Source organism: Billgrantia sp. NRB1 (assembly GCF_056921725.1).
Window position 1 is genome coordinate 882,112 of sequence record NZ_CM167783.1, and the last position, 19,857, is coordinate 901,968.

General features: G+C 68.8%; 16 protein-coding genes. 9 read left to right on the forward strand and 7 right to left on the reverse strand.

Annotation, left to right across the window (positions count from 1 at the left end; all coding sequences use genetic code 11):
- Positions 1–726, forward strand: coding sequence for a 3'-5' exonuclease (locus ACZIYR_RS04055; protein WP_473032501.1), 726 nt, complete (start codon positions 1–3; stop codon positions 724–726).
- A gap of 189 nt (positions 727–915) precedes the next feature.
- Positions 916–3,009, forward strand: coding sequence for a sensor domain-containing diguanylate cyclase (locus ACZIYR_RS04060; protein WP_483528282.1), 2,094 nt, complete (start codon positions 916–918; stop codon positions 3,007–3,009).
- Between the two features lie 30 nt (positions 3,010–3,039).
- On the opposite strand, the gene ACZIYR_RS04065 is transcribed toward ACZIYR_RS04060, so the two are convergent.
- A complete protein-coding gene (locus ACZIYR_RS04065; RefSeq protein WP_483528283.1) occupies positions 3,040–4,824 on the reverse strand; it encodes a putative bifunctional diguanylate cyclase/phosphodiesterase in 1,785 nt (594 codons plus the stop codon).
- A 265-nt stretch (positions 4,825–5,089) separates the two neighbouring features.
- Here ACZIYR_RS04065 and ACZIYR_RS04070 point away from each other — a divergent pair, with 265 nt between their 5' ends.
- On the forward strand, positions 5,090–7,000 hold the full coding sequence (locus tag ACZIYR_RS04070) for a putative bifunctional diguanylate cyclase/phosphodiesterase (protein ID WP_483528284.1): 1,911 nt from the start codon (positions 5,090–5,092) through the stop codon (positions 6,998–7,000).
- Positions 7,001–7,108: 108 nt separating this feature from the next.
- Here the strand turns inward: ACZIYR_RS04070 and ACZIYR_RS04075 are convergent, their stop codons facing one another.
- Together ACZIYR_RS04075 and ACZIYR_RS04080 are read right to left on the reverse strand one after the other, a co-directional pair.
- Positions 7,109–8,764 carry a BCCT family transporter gene (locus ACZIYR_RS04075; protein ID WP_483528285.1) on the reverse strand — a complete coding sequence of 552 codons (1,656 nt, stop codon included), beginning with the start codon at positions 8,762–8,764 and terminating at the stop codon, positions 7,109–7,111.
- Between the two features lie 53 nt (positions 8,765–8,817).
- Positions 8,818–9,243 (reverse strand): universal stress protein, encoded by a 426-nt coding sequence (locus ACZIYR_RS04080; RefSeq protein WP_483528286.1) that lies wholly within the window; start codon positions 9,241–9,243, stop codon positions 8,818–8,820.
- Between the two features lie 458 nt (positions 9,244–9,701).
- On the opposite strand from ACZIYR_RS04080, the gene ACZIYR_RS04085 reads away from it, so the two are divergent.
- Both ACZIYR_RS04085 and ACZIYR_RS04090 read left to right on the forward strand, forming a co-directional pair.
- Positions 9,702–9,974: a hypothetical protein gene (locus tag ACZIYR_RS04085; RefSeq protein WP_473032509.1), complete on the forward strand. Its 273-nt coding sequence runs from the start codon at positions 9,702–9,704 to the stop codon at positions 9,972–9,974.
- A gap of 131 nt (positions 9,975–10,105) precedes the next feature.
- Entirely contained in the window at positions 10,106–10,498 is a 393-nt protein-coding gene (locus ACZIYR_RS04090; protein ID WP_483528287.1) for a hypothetical protein, read from the forward strand.
- A 247-nt stretch (positions 10,499–10,745) separates the two neighbouring features.
- Here ACZIYR_RS04090 and ACZIYR_RS04095 read toward each other — a convergent pair whose 3' ends face one another.
- The 4 genes from ACZIYR_RS04095 to ACZIYR_RS04110 form a co-directional block, all read right to left on the reverse strand.
- Positions 10,746–12,134 carry a sigma-54-dependent transcriptional regulator gene (locus ACZIYR_RS04095; RefSeq protein WP_483528288.1) on the reverse strand — a complete coding sequence of 463 codons (1,389 nt, stop codon included), beginning with the start codon at positions 12,132–12,134 and terminating at the stop codon, positions 10,746–10,748.
- Entirely contained in the window at positions 12,131–13,588 is a 1,458-nt protein-coding gene (locus tag ACZIYR_RS04100) for a sensor histidine kinase (protein WP_483528289.1), read from the reverse strand. Before ACZIYR_RS04100 ends, ACZIYR_RS04095 begins: the two co-directional genes overlap by 4 nt.
- A gap of 62 nt (positions 13,589–13,650) precedes the next feature.
- Positions 13,651–14,814 carry a PQQ-dependent sugar dehydrogenase gene (locus ACZIYR_RS04105; RefSeq protein WP_483528290.1) on the reverse strand — a complete coding sequence of 388 codons (1,164 nt, stop codon included), beginning with the start codon at positions 14,812–14,814 and terminating at the stop codon, positions 13,651–13,653.
- A 78-nt stretch (positions 14,815–14,892) separates the two neighbouring features.
- On the reverse strand, positions 14,893–15,768 hold the full coding sequence (locus ACZIYR_RS04110) for an AEC family transporter (RefSeq protein ID WP_483528291.1): 876 nt from the start codon (positions 15,766–15,768) through the stop codon (positions 14,893–14,895).
- Between the two features lie 174 nt (positions 15,769–15,942).
- On the opposite strand from ACZIYR_RS04110, the gene ACZIYR_RS04115 reads away from it, so the two are divergent.
- From ACZIYR_RS04115 to ACZIYR_RS04130, 4 genes are read left to right on the forward strand one after another with little or no spacing between them, the layout of a single operon-like run.
- Entirely contained in the window at positions 15,943–16,905 is a 963-nt protein-coding gene (locus ACZIYR_RS04115; RefSeq protein ID WP_473032513.1) for an ABC transporter substrate-binding protein, read from the forward strand.
- 53 nt (positions 16,906–16,958) lie between these two features.
- Positions 16,959–17,930 carry a FecCD family ABC transporter permease gene (locus ACZIYR_RS04120; RefSeq protein ID WP_483529043.1) on the forward strand — a complete coding sequence of 324 codons (972 nt, stop codon included), beginning with the start codon at positions 16,959–16,961 and terminating at the stop codon, positions 17,928–17,930.
- Positions 17,931–17,947: 17 nt separating this feature from the next.
- Positions 17,948–19,048, forward strand: a complete 1,101-nt coding sequence (locus tag ACZIYR_RS04125) for a FecCD family ABC transporter permease (protein ID WP_483528292.1) — start codon at positions 17,948–17,950, stop codon at positions 19,046–19,048.
- Positions 19,045–19,857, forward strand: a complete 813-nt coding sequence (locus tag ACZIYR_RS04130) for an ABC transporter ATP-binding protein (RefSeq protein ID WP_473032515.1) — start codon at positions 19,045–19,047, stop codon at positions 19,855–19,857. Before ACZIYR_RS04125 ends, ACZIYR_RS04130 begins: the two co-directional genes overlap by 4 nt.

Sequence of the window (19,857 nt, forward strand, 5' to 3'; positions counted from 1 at the left end):
ATGTCTCTCCTGCGACTGCCGTCCCGGCGCACCGTGCCCGACTGGCCGGGCTACATGGCCCAGCGCGCCGGCGGCGCCTCGCATCCGCTGCTGGCGCGTTTCTTCGCCGCGGGCTGCCCGGCGGCGGAAACGCCCATCGGTGAGGCGCCGTTGGCGGCACTGGACATGGAAACCACCGGCCTGGATGAGCGGCGTCACGCCATCGTCAGCGTCGGCCTGGTGCCCTTCACGCTGCGGCGGATCCGGCTGGCGGAGCGCCGCTACTGGGTGGTGCGACCGACCCGGCCGCTCTCCCACCAGTCGGTGACTCTTCACCACATCACCCACTCGGAGGTGGCGGAGGCGCCTGACCTGGAAATGATCCTGCCCGAGCTGCTAGACGCCCTGGCCGGACGCCTGGTGGTGGTGCACTTTCGGCATATCGAGCGCCCCTTCCTGGAGTCGGCGGTCAAGTCCCGCCTGGGGGAGGGCGTGCGTTTCCCGGTGATCGACACCATGTCGCTGGAGGCGCGGCGCCACCGGCTCTCGCTGTGGTCGCGGTTCCGGCGCTGGATGGGGCGGCCGCCGGTGTCGATCCGCCTGCACGACAGTCGCGCGCGCTACGGCCTGCCGGCTTACCAGGGGCACCATGCCCTGGTCGATGCCCTGGCGACTGCCGAACTGCTGCAGGCGCAGATCGCCACCCACTACGCCCCCCAGACACCCGTGGGGGAGCTGTGGAGCTGAGCCGGGCGTCGCCGTTTGGCCAGGCATGGGCCCTGTCGCCACCCGGGGCATGCTGATCGGTCCACCATGTCGACCTTCAGGCCGCTTTGACTGTGCTATTCCGGCTTTCATCGACGCCCGGGCTGATGCACGATAGGCGCGTTTCACCCTTTCGCTGGCCAGTCGGTACGCGAGGTCACGCTGACGCCCATGACATCCTCCTCTCCCGCTTCTGCAGGTCGCTCGGCCATTCGGCCCATCGGCCGCATCCAGCCCTGCGGCTGGCTGCTGGTGCTCGATGCCGAGGCGTCGAGCGTGCTGCAGGCCAGCGCCAACCTAGCGGAACTCACTGGCCTGACCGTGCCTCGACTGCTCGATGCCCGGCCGGCCGAGCTGCTGGGGCGCCGCCTGGTGGCTCGCCTCAAACGCGAGCTCAAGGGGCGCTCGCGCCTGCCGGCGCCGCTGTCGGTCACCCGCCGAGTCGATGGCGGCCCGCTGAAGGTCCAGGTCAATGCCCACCGCCGGGGCGACCGTGTCATCGTCGAGATCGAGCCCCTGGGCTCGGTGGGGCAACGGCGGCTGATGGCCCTGGTCAACGAGTGGCTCAGGCGGATCGCCGAGGCCGAGAGCCGCGACCGGCTACTGGACACCCTGGTGGAGGGGGTGGCGCAGCTGACCGGCCATGACCGGGTGCTGGTGTGCCGGTTCGATGCCGACTGGCACGGCAAGGTGGTGGCAGAGTACCGTCGGGGGGCGATGGACTCCCTGCTGGGCCAGCATTTTCCCGCCAGCGACTTTCCCCCCCAGGCGCGCAGCCTGATCGAGCACAATCCCGTGCGCAGCGTGCCGGATGTCCAGTCGCGTCCCGTCGAGGTGCTCAGTAGCGAAAGCGAGCTTGGCGCGCTAAGGGACGATTTGACGGCGAGCGTGCTGCGAGCGCCCTCTCCCGAGCAGGTGAGCTATCAGGAGCATCTCGGGGTCGGGGCGATGCTGTCGATACCCATTCAGAGCCAGCAGGAGCTGTGGGGGCTGTTGATCGGCCATGCCATGGCGCCGGTGCCGCTGGCGCCGGCGATCCGGGAGGCCGCCCGGGCCCTGGTGCAGATGGCCACCCAGCGGCTGTTCCTGCTGCGCGCCCGTCAGGAGGCTCGCTACCTGCAGCGGGTGCAGGACAGCCGCGACCTGCTCACCCGGGCCCGGCGGCGCCTGCCCAGCCCCGAGCTGCTGGTACGCCGCCATGGCGCCGAGTGGCTGGCGCTCTTTCGCGCCCAGGGCGTGACCCTGGTGCATCACGGGGAGCTGGTCAGCTTCGGCGAGGTGCCGGCCCATGAGGCCCTGGAAACCCTGGTCCTGCGGCTGGAAGCGCAGCATCGCCACGAGGGGCCCTGGTATACCGCCAATGCCGGCACGCAGGCGATGACCCAGGGGCTGGCCCTCGACGGCGTCTGCGGCGTGCTGGCGATTCCGCTGCGGCTCAATACTCAGCGCCGCGACTGGCTGCTGCTGTTTCGTCCCGAGCAGGTCGAGACCCTCTATTGGGCGGTGGCCGGCGAGTCGGCAAAGGCGCGGTCCGCTGCTGTCCCTGACCAGCCGCTGCCCGGTCGCCATTCGGCCTGGCGCGAGGAGGTCAGCGGTCGCAGTATCGCCTGGGAGCGAATCGAGCGCCTGGCCGCCATGGACCTCGGTGAGGACCTGGCGCTGGCGGCTTCCGTCCATGAGATCGACCGGCTCAACGCCCGCCTGCATGAGGAGCAGCAGGCGCTCGCCGATGCCAACTGCCGGCTCGAGCAGCTGGCCCACTTCGATTCGCTCACCGGGGTGTGGAATCGCTATCGGATCGAGCAGGCCATCGACGTTGAGCTGGCCGCCGCCGAGCGCTACGGACGCTCCTTTGCCCTGCTGCTGTTCGATGCCGATCACTTCAAGCGCATCAACGACCGCTTCGGTCATGAGATGGGCGACCGGGTGCTGCGCGAGCTGGCGCGGCGGGTCGGGCAGTCGCTGCGCGGCTGCGACCACCTGGGGCGCTGGGGCGGCGAGGAGTTCGTGGTGCTGGCCACCGAAACCGATCGCCAGGCCGCGGCGGGCCTTGGCGAGCGGCTGCGCCGGCTGATCGCCGAGGTCGCGGTCGAGGGGCTGCCGCTGTCGATCACCGCCAGCATCGGCGTGGCCCTGTGGCGGCCGGGGGACAGCCGCAAGACGCTGCTCCAGCGTGCCGATCTGGCCATGTACCGGGCCAAGACCGAGGGCCGTGACCGGGTCTGCCTGGAGGAGGGCGGCGCGGAGGCGCCACCGCCGGCCTGAGCTCTGGCCAGCCGCTTCACGGCTAACGGCTCACAGCCACCGGGCAGCGAAGCTGTCGGCATCCACCGGCCGGCCGAAGTAGAAGCCCTGCACGCCGCTGCAGCCGAGCGCCCTGAGTGCCTCGGCCTGCTCCCGGGTTTCCACCCCTTCGGCAATGGTCTGCATGCCCAGGGTCTGGGCCATGGCGATGATGGTGGCGACGATGGCGTGGTCGTGGCTGCTCTTGAGCATGTCCTGCACGAACGACATGTCAATCTTCAGGGTGTCGGCGGCGAAGCGCTTGAGGTAGTTCAGCGACGAGTAGCCGGTGCCGAAGTCATCGATCGCCATGCCGAAGCCGGCATCACAGAGGGTGCGGGTAATGCGCACGGTCTGATTCGGGTTGCGCATCAGGCCGCTCTCGGTCAGCTCCAGGCCGATGCACGCCGACGGCACCCGTGCGGTCAGGCGCTGAATATGCTCGGCCAGCCGGGGGTCGTCCATCTGCTGGGCCGAAACGTTGATGCATAGCCGCCCGGGGAACGCCTTGCCCTGAGCCTCCCAGCCCGCCAGCTGGCGGCACGCGGTGTCCAGCACCCAGTCGCCCAGCCGGCCGATCAGGCCCTGCTCCTCGGCCAGGGGGATGAAGTCGCCGGGGCTGACCCAGCCCAGGGTGGCGTCCTGCCAGCGACACAGCGCCTCGGCGCCGATCAGCTCGCCGCTTGCCAGGCTGAACTGGGGCTGGAAGTGCAGCAACAGGCTCCCCTGGCTCAGGGCGTGCAGGAAGCGTGCCTGAAGGACTTCGCGCCGATGCAGCTCATCGGCCATGTCGGTGCTGAAGAAGCGGGTCCGGTCGCTGCTGCGCTTGGCATGGTTCAGCGCGATGCTGGCGTGCTGGAACAGCGACTGGGCGTCGTCGGCATCCAGCGGGAACAGCGCCGCCCCGGCACTGGTGGCCAGGGAAAAGCGTCGCTCGGCGATGCGGATCGGTGGGGAGAGGCTGCGTCGGTAGCGCTCGATCGCGCTGGCCATGGCGCTCTCGTCGGTGTCCATCAGCAGCACCATGAATTCGTCGCCCGCGAGGCGGGCGACGAATTCGCCGGGGGCCGCTGCGGCGCCGAAGCGGGCGGCGGTCTCGGCCAGTAGACGGTCGCCCAGGGCATGACCCTGGGTATCGTTGACCTGCCGGAAGCGCCGCAGGTCGAGATAGACCAGGCCCAGGGCGCAGTCCTCTCGGCGGGCCTGCGCGCAGCCATCGGTGAGTCGCTCCATGAACTGGCGGCGGTTGGGCAGCCCGGTGACGCTGTCCCAGTAGGCCAGCTGTTCGATGCGGTGGTGGCTGCTGCGCCGCTCCCGCTCGGTGGCCTGACGCGTCAGCTCGGCGCCGGCCTGAGCCGCCGCGATACGCAGCACTTCCGGGGCGTAGTCGGTCAGTGCCAGGGGATGATTGCCAAGGATCGCCATCAGCCCCAGCAGCTGGCCGTCCGGCGCCTTGATGGGCGCCCCCATGTAGCTGTTAACCCCCATCTCGCGCAGCATGGGATCGTCGGGAAAGCTCGCGCAGACGTTGTCGGGATAGTGGCAGGTCCGGTCGTCCAGCACATGGGCGCAGGGTGTGCCAGCCAGCGGATAGCTCACCGCAGGCTGCAGCTGTCCCTGTGACCAGACGGCCACCGTTCGCACCGACTCGCCGCCGGGCAGCACCTCGGCGATCAGTGCGTGCTCGGCCTCGAATATGGCGGCCACGCGCTCGACCAGCAGATCGAACACCCGGGGGGTGCCGCTACTGCCCAGGCTGTCGGCCAGCAGGCGGAAGGCGTCTTCGGGGGCCATCATTGGCGGCGGGTGGCTCCTATTGGGTCGGGGGTGCAACGACAGGGTGCCAGGAAAATATGCCCGAAGCGGCGTCGGGTTGCCAGTGCCGGTCGCCATCGGCGCTGTCGCTCATTAGATGGCGGCGGGTTGACGCTGGACAATGCGCAACAGAGCGGGAAACGGCATAGTGGCACGCCAGCCATGCGGCACACGGTGATGACACGATCACCGCGACATCATTCTCCACGACCCTACCACGGACACTGACAACGACAAGGAGAGCGCCATGGAGCAACGCTGGCTGGCGCTGAGGACTGCCGAGCGCCACCTGATCCCAGTGCTGCTGGCTCTGCTGCTGGGGCTGGCGAGCTGGCAGCAGCGGGTCTGGCCGCTCGCGGTCGCCGCCGGGCTGCTGGGGCTGATGGTGCTGGCGCTGGCGGTTCACCAGGGTGTCCAGCGGCGCTCTCCCCAGGAGGTTCGCGATGCGCTGCGCTCCTCTCTCGAGGAGGCCAACCTGCGCATTGCCGCCATGGCCTTCGAGACCCACCTTGGCATGATCATCACCGATGCCCGCGGCGCCATTCTGAAAGTCAATCGCACCTTTACCGCCATCACCGGCTATACCCAGGAAGAAGTGGTCGGCAGGAATCCGCGACTATGGAGCTCCGGCAAGCATGATGGGCGCTTCTACCGGCGCATGTGGCAGGCCATCCACGAGACCGGCAGCTGGCAGGGCGAGATATGGAATCGCCGCAAGGACGGTGAGCTCTACCTGCAGTGGCTGACCATCAGCGTGGTGCGCAGCGATAGGGGCGAGGTGACCCACTTTGTGGCGACCCTGACCGATATCACCCGGCGCCGGCATGCCGAAGAGCAGGCGTTTCAGCTGGCTTTTTACGACCCTCTTACCGGCCTGCCCAATCGTCGACTGCTGCTCGACCGCCTGGAGGCGGCGCTCAAGGCCAGCCATCGCAGCGCCGAGTATGGCGCCCTGATGTTCATCGACTTGGACAACTTCAAGGTGATCAACGACACCCAGGGCCACCAGCGGGGCGACGACCTGCTGCGTGAGGTCGCCCGCCGGCTGACCGCGGTGCTGCGGGAGTCCGATACCGTGGCGCGGCTGGGTGGCGACGAGTTCGTGGTGATGCTCACCGACCTTGGCGAGGCGCCGCTGGCCGCGGCCCAGATCGCCGAGCGGGTCGGCGAAAAGCTGCTGGCCGTCCTCGAGGAGTACCATGAGGTGGGAGAGCAGCGCTTCGCCGTAAGCGGCAGCCTGGGCATCACCCTGTTCACCGACCACGGCAGCCGCACCGACGAGATCATGCAGCAGGCCGACCTGGCCATGTACCAGGCCAAGGCCGCCGGGCGCAATACGCTGCGCTTCTTCGACCCCGAGATGCAGGCCAGCGTGATTGAGCGGGCCACCCTGGAGGCCGATCTTCGCCAGGCCCTCGATTGCGAGGAGCTGAGTCTGCACTATCAGCCGCAGGTGGACAGCGAAGGGGCCGTCGTTGGCGTGGAGGCGCTGCTGCGATGGGAGCATCCTACCCGCGGCCAGGTCAGTCCTGGGATCTTCATTCCGCTGGCCGAGGAGACCCGCATGATGCTGCCCATCGGCCGCTGGGTGCTCCACGAGGCTTGCCGCCAGCTGGCCGCTTGGGCGCAGGAGCCAGACAGGCGTGGTCTCAGGGTGGCGGTAAACGTCAGCGTTCAGCAGTTTGCGGCGGCGGACTTCGTCGACCAGGTCGAGGCGGTGCTGGCCGACACCGGCGCCCCGGCCGAGCGGCTCGAGCTTGAGGTTACCGAATCGCTGCTGATGCACGACCCGGAGGACACCCGCGACAAGATGCTGCGCCTGCGGCGGCGCGGCATCGGCTTTGCCCTGGACGACTTCGGGACCGGCTACTCGTCGCTGGCCTACCTGCGTCGACTGCCCCTGGACCGGCTCAAGATCGACAAGTCCTTCGTCCGCGATGTGGACCAGGACGCCACCAACGCGGCCATCGTCGAGGCGATCATCACCCTGAGCACCACCCTGTCACTGGAGACCCTGGCCGAAGGCGTCGAGACCGAGGCCCAGCGCCGGTGGCTAGAGGCCCATGGTTGTCGGCTCTATCAGGGCTTTCTCTATGGCCGGCCGGCGCCGGTGGCGGACCTGACTCTCGGCGGGCTGCCGAGCACCGTTCGCCACTAGCTCGGAGGCGACAGCGGCGCAGGCGCCGCGCTGCGGAGAACGAAAAGGCGGCCCGTGGGCCGCCTCGTGAGTCTTGCTTGGGTCTTGCGCCTGTCTTGCGTGGCTATGCTATACGGCCCTGGGCTCGCTCATCAGGCCCTTGACGATAGCGTAGCAGGCCACCAGCAGCACCAGAGTGAAGGGCAGGCCGGTGGTGATCACCGCCGTCTGCAGGGCCGTCAGGCCGCCACCCAGCAGCAGGGCGATGGCGATGGCCCCCTCGATGATCGCCCAGAAGAGCCGCTGGGGCTTGGGCGCATCGATCTTGCCGCCGGCGGTGATGGAGTCGATCACCAGCGAGCCGGAATCCGACGAGGTGATAAAGAACACCATCACCAGCACGATGGCGATGAAGGAGGTGATCTCGGTCAGCGGGAGACCGCCCAGCATGATGAACAGCGCATCGACGTCGCCCTCGAAGTTGCCCGCCAGGAACTGCTGGATGCCGGCGGTACCGAAGGAGGTCATCCACAGCACCGACACTAGCGACGGCACCAGCAGCACGGCGACCAGGAATTCGCGCACGGTGCGGCCGCGGCTGACCCGGGCGATGAACATGCCGACAAAGGGCGACCAGGAGATCCACCAGGCCCAGTAGAAGGCCGTCCAGCCCTGGCTGAAGTTGGCGTCCTCGCGGCCGAAGGGCATGGAGAGGCCCGGCAGGTTGGTGAGGTAGGCCAGCAGGTTCTGGAAGAAGCCGGTGGCGATCATCAGCGTCGGGCCGACCAGGATCACGAATATCAGCAGCAGGAAGGCCAGCCCCATGTTGAGCTTGGAGAGCTGCTGAACCCCCTTGTCGACCCCCAGCGTGATGGAGCCCATGGCGACCACGGTAATACCCATGATCAGCAGCACCATGGTGGCATTGGCATCGGGAATGCCGAACAGGCTATTGAGGCCGCTGGTAGCCTGCTGAGCACCGAGCCCCAGGGAGGTGGCCAAGCCGAAGAGGGTGGCGAACACCGCCAGGATGTCGATCACATGGCCCGGCCAGCCCCAGACGCGCTCACCCAGGATGGGATAGAAGACCGAGCGCATGGTCAGCGGCAGGCCCTTGTTGAAGGAAAACAGCGCTAGCGCCAGCGCCACCACCGCATAGATCGCCCAGGGATGCAGCCCCCAGTGGAAGATGGTGGACGCCATGCCCAGGGCAATGGCCGCCTGCTCGTTGCCTTCGGCAGCGCCCAGCGGCGCCCAGTCCGTACGTGCGCCATTCTCGGTGGCGATCCCCCCCAGCGCCGACTGGAAGTGGTCCATGGGCTCGGAGACCCCGAAGTACATCAGGCCGATGCCCATCCCCGCGGCGAACAGCATGGAGAACCAGCCGAGATAGCTGAAATCCGGCTTGGCCTCGGCCCCCCCGATGCGCACCTTCCCCAGGGGGGTGAAGATCAGCACGATGGAGAGAATCACGAAAATATTGGCGGCCAGCAGGAAGAACCAGGCCATGTTGACCGTCAGAAAACTGAAGCCGACATTGAAGATGGGCTCGATCTGATCCTGCAGCGCCAGGGCGATGATCACGAAGAACAGGATCACTATCGATGAGACAGTGAACACCTTGCCGTGCAGGTCGAGGTTGATCCCAAGGGGACTGGCCGTAATGTTGTCCTGACCGATCACGTAGTCGGTATCGATTAGATCGGCGGGCCCTTCCGGGGCCGGTATCCCTTCAGAGGTCTTGTTGGCCTCTGGGGCGCTGTCGTCGTCAGGATGCTTGTCCACTTGACTTTCTCCCTTTTTTTGACATCTGAATTATTAGCGGTTGGCGATGTGGCTCAGTCTGCCTTGGGTCTGACCAGAAACACCGAGACGTCGGTGTGCGTGGCGATCTTACCCCCGTGGGAAGGCATGATGACATCCAGGTGCTTCGGGGGATGTGTTGGCATGACCACCAGGTCGGCGCCCACCTCGTCGATGGCTTTTAGCAGCAGGTCGTCCAGATTGGCCACCGGGTCCGCGCTATGCACGGTATGGGTGCTGACCGGCTGGCCGTGTACCTGGGCCCGCTTTTGGGCGAAGGCGTCCAGCTTCTGCTGAAACTCCTCCGGGCTTCGAGCCACGCTGCTGGGGCTGCTGGAGGTCACGCCCACGTAGCAGACCTCGGCATCATAATGGCGGGCCAAGTCGGCGACCGCCTCCAGGGATGGCTCGATGACGTCGATATGTGCCAAGTCGATCGGCACCATGATCTTGCGGTACATACCCTACTCCTCCTTTCGCTGCAGAGCGACCAGCGGGCTCGCTCAGGGAATCGCGGCAGTATCCTGTACGGCTGCCCCCTTGAGTGTGGCGGTTTTGTCGAACACCGCCAGTGCCGCGGGCCTCCTGCTGTCAACGGGGCTGGTGATCGCTATCGCCACCTGTCGCCGATCGCCGACGCATTGTACATGATCAAACACCTTGATTCCGAATGGGTTTAAACGCCTGTTTTTCATCCTGTCTGGGATAGGGAGACCGCGGCAGGGCAGGGGAGTGCGCTGTGACAGCCCTGACCCATGTGTCATTTTTCACCAGCGCCCTGGGGCTGAGTGTGCGTTGCTAGAGCTTTTCCGAATCTTGTCAAAATATTGATTTTTATTGTTTTTTTGTCTTTTTGGCGTGTGTGGCATGCCCCCTGCAATTCTCTGGGTGAACGCGAATGACTCAGGGAGACATCCAGATGAAACACACCGATCACACTCGATTCTCGCGCCGCGGTCGTCTGGCGGCACTCGCCTCCATCGCGGCCCTGGCACTGGGCACCCTGGCCCTTGCCGGCTGCGGCAACGATGACGAACTGCCACCGATGGAAGAGCCGCCCATGGAAGAGCCGGCCCAGGATCCGGGCATGGGGCAGGACCCTGCCGATGACCCCGGCATGGGGCAGGATCCCGGCATGGAGCCGGAAGAGCCCATGGGCGAGCCGATGGATGACGAGCAGGGCGGCTTCTAACGCCACCAAGCCACGGCGCCCGCGGCGCCACCCCCAACTGCATGCCGCTGTCCGGCATTGGGCGGACAGCGGCAGAGGGCAAAAGGCCCTCCACACTTCGTCGGAAAAGACGACTCCCAGGAGGTATATAGATGATGTCCAAGACGTTTCTCAAGAAGCTTGGCGTATTTGGCGTAACCGTTGGCTTGACGGCAAGTCCGCTTGCCATGGCGGGCAGCTTCCAGCAGGACGACGACTATCAGAACCCTGCCACCCAGCAGCAGGGCGCTGAGACCGCGCCGGGCGCCGACCCCGCCGCACCGGGTGCCGACCCCGCCGCGCCGGGTGCTGACCCCGCCGCGCCGGGTGCTGACCCCGCCGCACCGGGTGCCGAGACATCACCGGCCGATGAGCCCGGATTTGGCAGCGGCACCGAGCCGATGCCCGGCGAGTCGGACCCGGCCGACGATCCGGTGATGGAGTATGAAGACGAGGAGGAAGAGTGGGAGTATCCCGACGAGGATGACGAGGAGAGCGGCTGGTAAGGCGTTCCCGGCCCTGGCCTGATGGGCCAGGGCCTTCGCCCTAAAGCCGGATCGTTGTCATGGTGCATGACTCACCTCTTGGCGCCGCCCTCCACTGACGGTCCCACCACCCTCCCTGAGCTCCTGGCGGCATAGCCCAGGAGTGCCGTCAGCCTGGACAAGGCGCCCTTGTGCCCCCGCTCCCCACGGGGGCGTTTTTTCGCCGGAACCATTGTGGTGTGCGTCGCGACGGCATGCCCGGGGATGGCTACTCCTCCTCGAGGCGCCGATAGAGCGTGCGACGGGCAATGCCCAGGATATCCGCGGTGCGCCGTTTGTTGCCGCCGGTAGCTTCCAGCACCTTCTGGATATAGCGCTTTTCGACCTCCTCCAGGCGCGGCCAGCCGCTCTGTGGCACGGTCGGGGTCAGGGCATTGCCGGCTTCCCGGTCGCTCCCGGCTCGGCGCTGCTCGGCGCCGTGCTGGCGAATGCGCTCGGGCAGGTCGCCGTGACTGAGCAGGCCGTTCTCGGCCAAGGTCACGGCGCGCATTACGGCGTTCTCCAGTTCGCGCACGTTGCCCGGGTAGGGGTAATCGAGCAGCGCCTGGAGCGCGGCGGGCTCGACGCTGTCGATCGTCTTGCCCTGGCTCTCGGCGTGCTTGTCGATCAGCGCCGAGAGCAGGCGCTCGATATCCCCGTGGCGCTCGCGCAATGGCGGTATGCGCAGCGAGAAGGTCTCCAGGCGGAAGAAGAGGTCGCTGCGAAAGCGGCCCGCCTCGATCTCCTGCTCCAGGTCGCGGTGGGTGGCAGCGATGATGCGCACGTCCACCGCCTCTTCCTTCTCGGCGCCCACCGCACGCACGGCTTTCTCCTGCAGAGCGCGCAGCAGCTTGGCTTGCAGGCCGGCGGACATCTCGCCGATCTCGTCGAGAAACAGGCTGCCGCCATGGGCGGCCTGGAACAGGCCCTGGCGGGCGTCGCTGGCGCCGGTGAAGGCGCCTTTGACATGGCCGAAGAACTCGCTCTCCATCAGCTCAGCGGGAATGCTGGCGCAGTTCACCGCCACGAAGGGCCGCCCGGCGCGGGGGCTCTCGGCATGCACGGCCCGCGCCAGCAGCTCCTTGCCGGTGCCGCTCTCCCCCAGTACCAGGATGGGGGCATCACTTCTGGCCAGCCGGGCGGCATCGTGGAACAGCGTCTGCATGGCATCGCTGCCGCCGACGATGCCATGAAAGTGGCGGGGGGGCGTGGTTTGCTGGAAGCGCTCCACCAGCCGTCGGCTCTCCAGCACCCGATAGACGGCATCGCGCACGCCCTCCAGATCCAGCGGCTTGGTCAGGAAATCGTCGGCACCGATCTTCAGGGCCTCCACCGCCTGATCGATGGTGCCGAAGGCGGTGATCACGATAAAGCCCTGCCGATAGCCCTCGGCGCGCAGCTGCTCCAGCAGCTGCATGCCGCTGATCCCCGGCAGGCGCACGTCGCTGATGATCAGCGCCACCTCGCTGTGGCTCAGGGTGGCCAAGGCCTCCTCGGCGCTGCCGACGCCCAGGGTGTGGTAGCCGGCTTCCTCGAGTTCCTCCGTCAGCAGTTCGAGAATCGCCGGGTCGTCCTCGACGATCAGCAGCGGCAGTGTGAGACAGTCGTTCCCTGTCACGTGGTGAGTCCTCCGTGGGTGGTGTCATCCAGGGGCAGGCCGATCTCGAAGCCGGCCCCGCCCAGGTCGCTGTCGAAGACGCCGATGGTGCCGCCGTGATCGTTGATGATGCGGTGTACCATGGACAGCCCCAGGCCGCTGCCCTGGCCGACGGGTTTGGTGGTGAAGAAAGGGTCGAAGACCTGGGACTGGTCCGCCGGGGCGATCCCGGCGCCGTCGTCCTCCACCCACAGCGTCAGCCAGGCCTCATCCTGGCGGGCGCGAATCCGCACCCGCTGTACGTCCTCGGCCTGGGCGGCGTTGCGCAGCAGGTTGGTCAGTACCTGGATCAGCTGCTGGCCGTTGGCCAGCAGCCGCGGCATCGGTTCGGGCAGTTCCAGCACCAGGCGGATGCGGCGCTGCTCCAGGTCCTCCTCCACCAGCTCCCGGGCGGCGTCGACCAGGCTGTCCAGGGCCAGCGGCTCCTTCTCTACGTTATGGCGGCGACCGAGCTCCATGAGCTGGCGGACGATCTCGACGATACGCTCCACCTCGCCGCGGATGCGCCCGAGGCGCTGCCGTTCGTCGTCGCCGATGTTGTCGCGTCGCGCCAGCCGCTGAGCCTGGCCGTTGATCACCGTGAGCGGCGCACCGATCTCGTGGGCCACGCCGGCGGCCAGCACGCCGAGCTCCGCCAGCTTCTTCGACTTGCGCAGGCGCTGCTCGAGCTCGATCTCCTTGTGCCTTCTGGCTTCGATATCGGCATCCTTCTCGGCGAGACCGTCTAGCATGCCGTTGAGCCCGGCGGCGAGCCGCTGGTACTCCTGGGGCCCCTTGACGATGGCCCGTTCGTGGCGATCGCCACTCTCGACCCGCTGCATCACCGCCAGCAGGCGCTCGAGGGGGCGCTCGATATGGCGGCGAAACCCCCACCAGATGCCCAGCACCACGCCGGCGGCGCCGATCACGAAGGCGAGCAGCGCGACCTGACTGAGAAAGCCGGTGTAGTTCTCGATGCCGGTATTGAGCCGGTTGACCTGCAGCACGCCGCGCACCTCGCCGGTGGGCGAGGTCAGCGGCTTGAGGGCCGAATAGTAGTGCCAGCCATCGTCATTGCGGTAGTCGGCCTGCATCTCGCCGGCCTCGGCCACGGCGCGAATGTCCTCGGGGCTGAACAGCGCCTGGCCCAGCCCCAGGCCGTAGACCTCCTGGCCTTGGGCGTCGAAGACATAGGCGCCGTAGATGCGATGAAAGGAGAAGGCCGAATAGAGCGACTCCTCCAGCGGTTCGGTGGTGTCGCGGGCCAGGGCGTGGCTGAGCGAGGTGCCGATCACATGGGTGATGACCTGGACCTCCCGCTCCAGGCGGGAGCGGACGTTCTCCTCCAGCGAGGTGATGGCGACCATGCTGAAGACCAGCAGCACCAGGAACAGCGGGACGATGACGGTGAGAATGATGAGGTTGCGTAGGCGCATGGCAGCCCGGGGTAGGGAGTGGAGGGCCGCTGCCGGTGGCGGGCCGCCGGCAGTGGGCTGGTTCAGTCGGCGGGCACCAGGCGGTAGAGGCTGCCCGGCGCATCGTCGTTGAGCAGGTAGAGGGCGCCGTCATGGCCCTGGCGCACGTCGCGCACCCGGCCGATATGACCGTCGAGGATCACCTCCAGATGAGCCAGCTCGCCGTCCGCCACGGTCAGGCGTATCAGCCGCTCGCTGCGCAGACCGCCGGCCAGCAGGTCGCCCTGCCAGTCGGGGAAGGTGTCGGCGGTGACCTCGGCGAGGCCGGAGGGGGCCAGGGTGCCGTCGAAAACGTGAACGGGGTCGCGCATGCCGGGCAGGGAGTCGGCGCCGATGGGCTCGCCGGTGGCATAGTCGCGGCCCAGGCTGACCTCCGGCCAGCCGTAGTTCTCGCCGGCCTGGAGATGGTTGAGCTCGTCGCCCCCCCGGGGGCCATGCTCGGTGGCCCAGGCCTCGCCGTGGCGATTGACGATCATGCCCTGAATATTGCGGTTGCCGGCGGTGAACAGCTCGTCGAGGACCTCGGGGTCATCGACGAAGGGGTTGTCGTCGGGCACGCCGCCGGCTGCGGTCAGCCGCAGCACGCTGCCGGCATGATCGCCCTTGTCCTGGGCGCGAGGCGGCTCGCTGCCGCGGTCACCGATGCTCATCAGCAGGGTGCCGTCGGGCAGCCAGGCCAGGCGTGAGCCATAGTGGCGGCCGGGGCCCGAGAAGCGGTCCTGAACGAACAGCTCCTCCACGTCGGTCAGGGCGTCTCCCTCCAGGCGTGCCCGGGAGAGTGTCGTGGCAGTACCGCCGCTGCCGGCTTGGCTCCAGGTGAAATAGAGCCAGTCGTGCTCGCCGTCGCCATAGTCGGGGTGGAGCGCCACGTCGAGCAGTCCCCCCTGGCCACGGTCGTTGACCTCCGGCAGGCCCTCCAGGTGGCGGACCTCGCCCGACTCCTCGATTAGCGATAGGCGCCCTGGCCGTTCGCTGACCAGGAAGCGGCCATCGGGCAGCATGGCCAGGCCCCAGGGGTGGGCCAGGTCGGTGGCCAGCCGCTCCAGGCGCAGGTCCAGGTGCTCGGTGGCGATACGCTCCTGAACCACCTCGACCGCCTGGGCACTCCCGGCGGCCAGCGCCGTGCCCAGCAGCAGAGGGGTGGAGAGTCGCTTGCGTATGGATAGCCGTTTGCGTGTGGTGTGCATCCTGTTCTCCCGGTTGGTGGCTCTCCCTACCACAGCATAGTGACTCCCGGGGCCGGCGGGTGTTCCGGAGTCGGCCGGCTACATCAGGATCGCCAGCAGGATCGGCAGGTAGAGCAGCGACAGCAGGGTGGAGCAGAACACCAGGCTGGCCACATACTCGGGCTCATGCCCGGACCGCTGGGCGAACAGATAGTTGAACACCGCCACCGGCATGCTCATCTGCAGCACCAGGATGGCGAGGGCCAGCGGCGGCAGCCCCAGCAGGGTGCCGATGCCCCAGGCCAGCAGCGCCGCCACCGGGGTGCGCAGCAGGCTGAAGCCGATGCCCGACTTGAGGCTCTTGACCTGAATGCTGGCCAGGGAGACCCCCAGGGTGATCAGCATCAGCGGCACGGTGAACCCGGAGATCAGGTCGACGCTATTGTCGAGCCACAGCGGCAGCTCAGTATCGGTAAGCAGCAGCGCCAGGGCGATCAGGATGGCATAGACGGTAGGTGTGCGGGCCAGGGTGCGCCACGGATTGCCTTGGCTTGCCAGCACCGCCCCCAGGGTGAACTGAAACAGCGACACCGTGACCATCACCGTGATGCCGAAGGCGAAGCCGGCGCTGCCGAAGGCGTAGAGCACCACCGGCAGGCCCATGTTCCCGGTATTGGGATACATCATGGGAGCCAGCAGGACCCGCCAGTTGCGACGCAGCAGACGAGACATGGCGACCGTTGCCGCCGCCATGGCGGTCATCACCAGGGCGGTGGCCAGCATGGTACGGCCGAAGCTGTTGGCATCGATCTCGGCCCCGGAGAGCGAGGCCAGCACCAGCGCCGGGGTGCCGATATTGAAGACCAGCCGAGTGACGAACTCCACTGGATAGGGGTGGCCAAGGCGGATCCAGGTGAAGCCCAGGCCGGCACCGGCCAGCACGGGGGCCATCACGGCGAAGAGTTCGGCGAGCATCGGGTTTCCTCGTGGAGTCAGCGAGGCATTGTCGTGAATCGGCTCGGTGGGGTGCAAGCCCGCTGCTTGTTGCGCGGATTCGAACGGTACGTTCCAGGAGGGCGGGCTGAACAGTGAATTGTTAATCATTACTATTCGCCCTCTGGTTGTTTCGTCCTCACAGGAGCCCGTCATATGCCGCCTGCCTCGCTCGCCTTCCTCAAGTCCCGCCTGCTGGGGAGATCCTTCTCGGCGCTGGCGTTTTGCCTGGCCTTCGCCGGCACCGCCCAGGCGAACAGCGTCGAGACCGCCAACGGCTCGGTCGAGGTGCCCGCCTCCCCCGAGCGCATCGTCACCCTCTACGAGGGTGCCCTGGATGCGGCCCTGGCCGCCGGGCACCTGCCCGTGGCGGCGGTGACTACCCGCGGCGGCGACGGCGTGGCCCGCTATATCGAATCCCACCTGGAGGCGCAGCACCCCGGTGCGTCGCTGGCCATCGTCGGCGTGGTGCGGGAGATCAACCTAGAGGCGGTGCTGGCCCAGCGCCCGGATCTGATCCTGGCCGCGCCGCAGCTCAGCGCCGAGCAGTACGCCCTGCTGTCGCGTATCGCTCCCACCGTGGTGCCCAAGACCCGCCCCCTGGCGGCGGACAACTGGGAGGCCGAGGCGCGCCTTTTCGGCGAGGCCCTGGGTGAGACCGATGCCATGGAGGCGGCCATCGCCGAGGTCCAGGCGCGCAGCGCCGCCCTGGCCGAGGCGCTGGAGGCGGCCGAGGCCGGGGGTTCCGCCAACCTGATCCGCTGGATGCCCCAGGGCCCCATGGTGATGTCGGAGCGGCTCTTCGCCTCCGGGCTGATCGCGAAGGCGGGCCTGGAGCTGGGCGAGGCCGGCCTGGTGCGCGATGGCGTGGTGCACAGCGACCCCCTGAGCCTGGAGAACCTCTCGCGGCTGGACGGCGACTGGCTCTTCCTGGCCACTCTCAATGAAGAGGGCCAGGAGGCGCTGGAGGCGGCCCGCCGCTCCCCTGCCTTTGCCCGCCTGCCCGCGGTGGCCGCCGACCGGGTGGTGCCGGTGGATGGCCAGCTGTGGACCAGCGCCAACGGGCCCCTGGCGGCCCTGGCAATCCTCGACGATATCGAAGCGGCCCTGCTGCCCTGATGGCGGGAGTGGCGGCCTATGGGGCCCTGCACGGCCGGCGCTCCCTGGCCGGGATGACGGCGTTGGCCTGCGTCCTGCTGCTGCTGGCGGCGCTGGCCAGCCTGCTGCTGGGCGCCGGTGACGTGGGCCCGACGCGGGCCCTGGCCGTGCTGCTGGGGGCGGGGGACGAGGAGGCGCGCTTCGTGGTGGGGTCGCTGCGCCTGCCCCGCACCCTGATCGGCATCGGGGTGGGGCTGGCGCTGGGGGTCTCCGGCGCGCTGCTCCAGGCGGTATCCCGCAATCCCCTGGCCGAGCCGGGGCTGCTCGGCGTCAGCGCCGGGGCCGCCTTCGCCGTGGGCGTGGCGCTCTGGCTGGGCGCCAGCACCGCCACCCTGCGCGTGGCCGTGGGCCAGCTCGGCGCCCTGCTCGGCTGTGCCGCCGTGCTGAGCGTGGTACGCCTGCGCGGCGTGGGCAGCGACCCGGTGCGCCTGGTGCTGGCCGGCGCGGCGCTCTCTGCGCTGCTCGCCTCGCTCACCTCGCTGCTGCTGCTCTTCGATCAGCGCAGTGCCGACGAGATCCGCTTCTGGGTGATCGGCAGTCTCTCCGGGCGGCGCCTGGAGGACCTGCTGGCGGTGCTACCGAGCCTCGCCCTGGCCCTGGGCTTGACCCTGTGGCTGGCCCGCCCCCTGGCGGCGCTGGCCCTGGGCGAGCGGGTGGCCGCGGGCCTCGGCCACCATCCCGGCCGGGTGCGCCTGCTGGTGGTCCTGGCGGTGGCGCTGCTGGTGGGCGCCGCCACGGCCATCGCCGGCCCCATTGCCTTCGTGGGCCTGGTGGTGCCCTTCGCCGCCCGGGCCCTGGCGGGCCCCGACGTTCGCCGCACCCTCTGGCTCTGCCTGCCGCTGGGCCCACTGATGGTGCTCGGCGCCGACGTCACCGCCCGGCTGCTGGTCAGCCCCGCGGAGATGCCCCTGGGCGTGCTGACCGCGCTGCTCGGCGCGCCGGTGCTGGTGGCGGTGGTGCGCGCCCGCCGCCTGCCGACGCTTTAGACAAAATGGAAGAGACGATGGGGACGCCGAGCCTTTCACAAACGGGGCTGATACCGCCGGGGACTGACCCCGGCAGCGGCGGGGTCCCGCCCGGCTACTGGCACCTGACCGCCGGGCGAGCCACCCTGCTGATCGAGCGCCGCGCCCTGGCGGTCAACCTGTTGCTGCTGACGCTGCTGCTGGCCGCCTCCGCCGCCTACCTTATGGTCGGCAGCATCCCGGTCAGCCTCGCGGAGCTGGCGCGGGCGCTGGCCGGCGACGGCGAGGTGGTCACCACCTTCGTAATCCACGACCTGCGCCTGCCGCGGCTGGCGGCCGCCTGGCTCACCGGCGCGGCCTTCGCCGTGGCAGGCTGCCTGATGCAGACCCTGGCCCGCAACCGCCTGGCCACCCCCGGCATCATCGGCATCGACAACGGCGCCACCGCCTTCGCCGTGGCCTCGGTGGTGGGACTCGGCGTCTCCCTGGCGCCGCCGGCCATGGCCCTCACCGGCGCGGCCACCGCCGCGGCGATCACCTTCGGCCTGGCCAGCGGCGGCGATACCCGCGGCTACCGTTTCATCGTGGCCGGCATCGGCATCGGCGCAGTGTTCGGCGCCATCACCCAGCTGCTGCTGGCCCGGGTGCCCATCGACACCGCCAATGCCGCCTACCCCTGGACGGTGGGCACCCTCAACGCCCGGCCGGGCAGCGCGGTTACCGTGCTCGCCCTGGGCCTGGCAGTGGGCCTGCCGCTGGCCCTGGCCCTGGGCCGCTCGCTCTCGCTGATGCGTTTCTCCGACGCCGTGGCCGCCGGGCTCGGCGTCAGGCTGCGCCGCCGCCGCGCGCAGGTGCTCTCACTCTCGGTACTGTTGACGGCGCTGGCCGTGGCGGTGGCCGGCCCGGTGGGCATGGTGGGGCTGATCGGCCCGGAGATCGCCCGCTCGCTGTCGTCGTCCCGGGGCGTGCCCCTGGCCGCCTCGGCGCTGGCCGGCGCCCTGGTGATGGTGCTGGCCGACCTGGCCGGCCGCGTGCTGCTGGCCCCCATCGAGCTGCCGGTGGGCATCGTCACCGCCATCGTCGGCGGCCCCTGGCTGCTGTGGATCCTGCTGCGACCCGCCTCGAGGAGGCTCACATGAACGTGCGAACCCCGCCGCCGCAGCGCCTTGAAGCCGAGGCGCTGCGTCTCGCCCACGGCCGCACCCCGGTGATCGAGGGCCTGGATCTCGCCCTGCCGCCGGGCCGGGTGACCGCCATCGTCGGGCCCAACGGCTGCGGCAAGTCGACCCTGCTGGCCGGCCTGGCCCGGCTGCACGCCCCCGCAGGGGGCGCGGTTCTCCTCGATGGCGGCGATATCCGCAAGCTGCCGGCCCGGGAGCTGGCCCGGCGCCTGGCGCTGCTGCCCCAGGAGGCCAGCGCGCCGGAGGGGCTCACCGTTCGCGACCTGATCCGCTTCGGCCGCCAGCCCCACCAGGGCTGGCTCAGCCAGTGGTCGGCGGACGACCAGCGGGCGGTGGAGGAGGCGCTGGCCGCGGCGGGGCTCCAGGCCCTGGCCGAGCGCCCCATGGAGGCGCTCTCCGGCGGCCAGCGCCAGCGTGCCTGGATCGCCATGACCATCGCCCAGCAGACCCCGCTGCTGCTGCTCGACGAGCCCACCTCGGCGCTGGACCTGGGCCACCAGCTGGAGGTCTTCGAGCTGGTGCGCCGCCTGGCTGGCGCCGGCCGCACCCTGGCCCTGGTGCTCCACGACCTGGCCAGCGCCTGCCGCTACGCCGACCACCTGGTGGCCATGCGCGACGGGCGTATCGTGGCCCAGGGCGCCCCGTCGGAGGTGGTCACCGAGGCGCTGGTGCGCGAGCTCTACGACGTCGCCTGCACCCTGCTTCACGACCCGGTCACCGGCACCCCTATCCTCACCGACCTGCGGCGGCTGCGCTCCCCTGAGTGA

Excerpts from the sequence above, each read along its gene's own strand:
- ACZIYR_RS04055 (WP_473032501.1), top strand. The coding sequence starts at position 1 with ATGTCTCTCCTGCGACTGCCGTCCCGGCGCACCGTGCCCGACTGGCCG.
- ACZIYR_RS04060 (WP_483528282.1), top strand. The coding sequence starts at position 916 with ATGACATCCTCCTCTCCCGCTTCTGCAGGTCGCTCGGCCATTCGGCCC.
- ACZIYR_RS04065 (WP_483528283.1), bottom strand. The coding sequence starts at position 4,824 with ATGATGGCCCCCGAAGACGCCTTCCGCCTGCTGGCCGACAGCCTGGGC.
- ACZIYR_RS04070 (WP_483528284.1), top strand. The coding sequence starts at position 5,090 with ATGGAGCAACGCTGGCTGGCGCTGAGGACTGCCGAGCGCCACCTGATC.
- ACZIYR_RS04080 (WP_483528286.1), bottom strand. The coding sequence starts at position 9,243 with ATGTACCGCAAGATCATGGTGCCGATCGACTTGGCACATATCGACGTC.
- ACZIYR_RS04085 (WP_473032509.1), top strand. The coding sequence starts at position 9,702 with ATGAAACACACCGATCACACTCGATTCTCGCGCCGCGGTCGTCTGGCG.
- ACZIYR_RS04090 (WP_483528287.1), top strand. The coding sequence starts at position 10,106 with ATGATGTCCAAGACGTTTCTCAAGAAGCTTGGCGTATTTGGCGTAACC.
- ACZIYR_RS04100 (WP_483528289.1), bottom strand. The coding sequence starts at position 13,588 with ATGCGCCTACGCAACCTCATCATTCTCACCGTCATCGTCCCGCTGTTC.
- ACZIYR_RS04105 (WP_483528290.1), bottom strand. The coding sequence starts at position 14,814 with ATGCACACCACACGCAAACGGCTATCCATACGCAAGCGACTCTCCACC.
- ACZIYR_RS04110 (WP_483528291.1), bottom strand. The coding sequence starts at position 15,768 with ATGCTCGCCGAACTCTTCGCCGTGATGGCCCCCGTGCTGGCCGGTGCC.
- ACZIYR_RS04115 (WP_473032513.1), top strand. The coding sequence starts at position 15,943 with ATGCCGCCTGCCTCGCTCGCCTTCCTCAAGTCCCGCCTGCTGGGGAGA.
- ACZIYR_RS04120 (WP_483529043.1), top strand. The coding sequence starts at position 16,959 with ATGACGGCGTTGGCCTGCGTCCTGCTGCTGCTGGCGGCGCTGGCCAGC.
- ACZIYR_RS04125 (WP_483528292.1), top strand. The coding sequence starts at position 17,948 with ATGGGGACGCCGAGCCTTTCACAAACGGGGCTGATACCGCCGGGGACT.
- ACZIYR_RS04130 (WP_473032515.1), top strand. The coding sequence starts at position 19,045 with ATGAACGTGCGAACCCCGCCGCCGCAGCGCCTTGAAGCCGAGGCGCTG.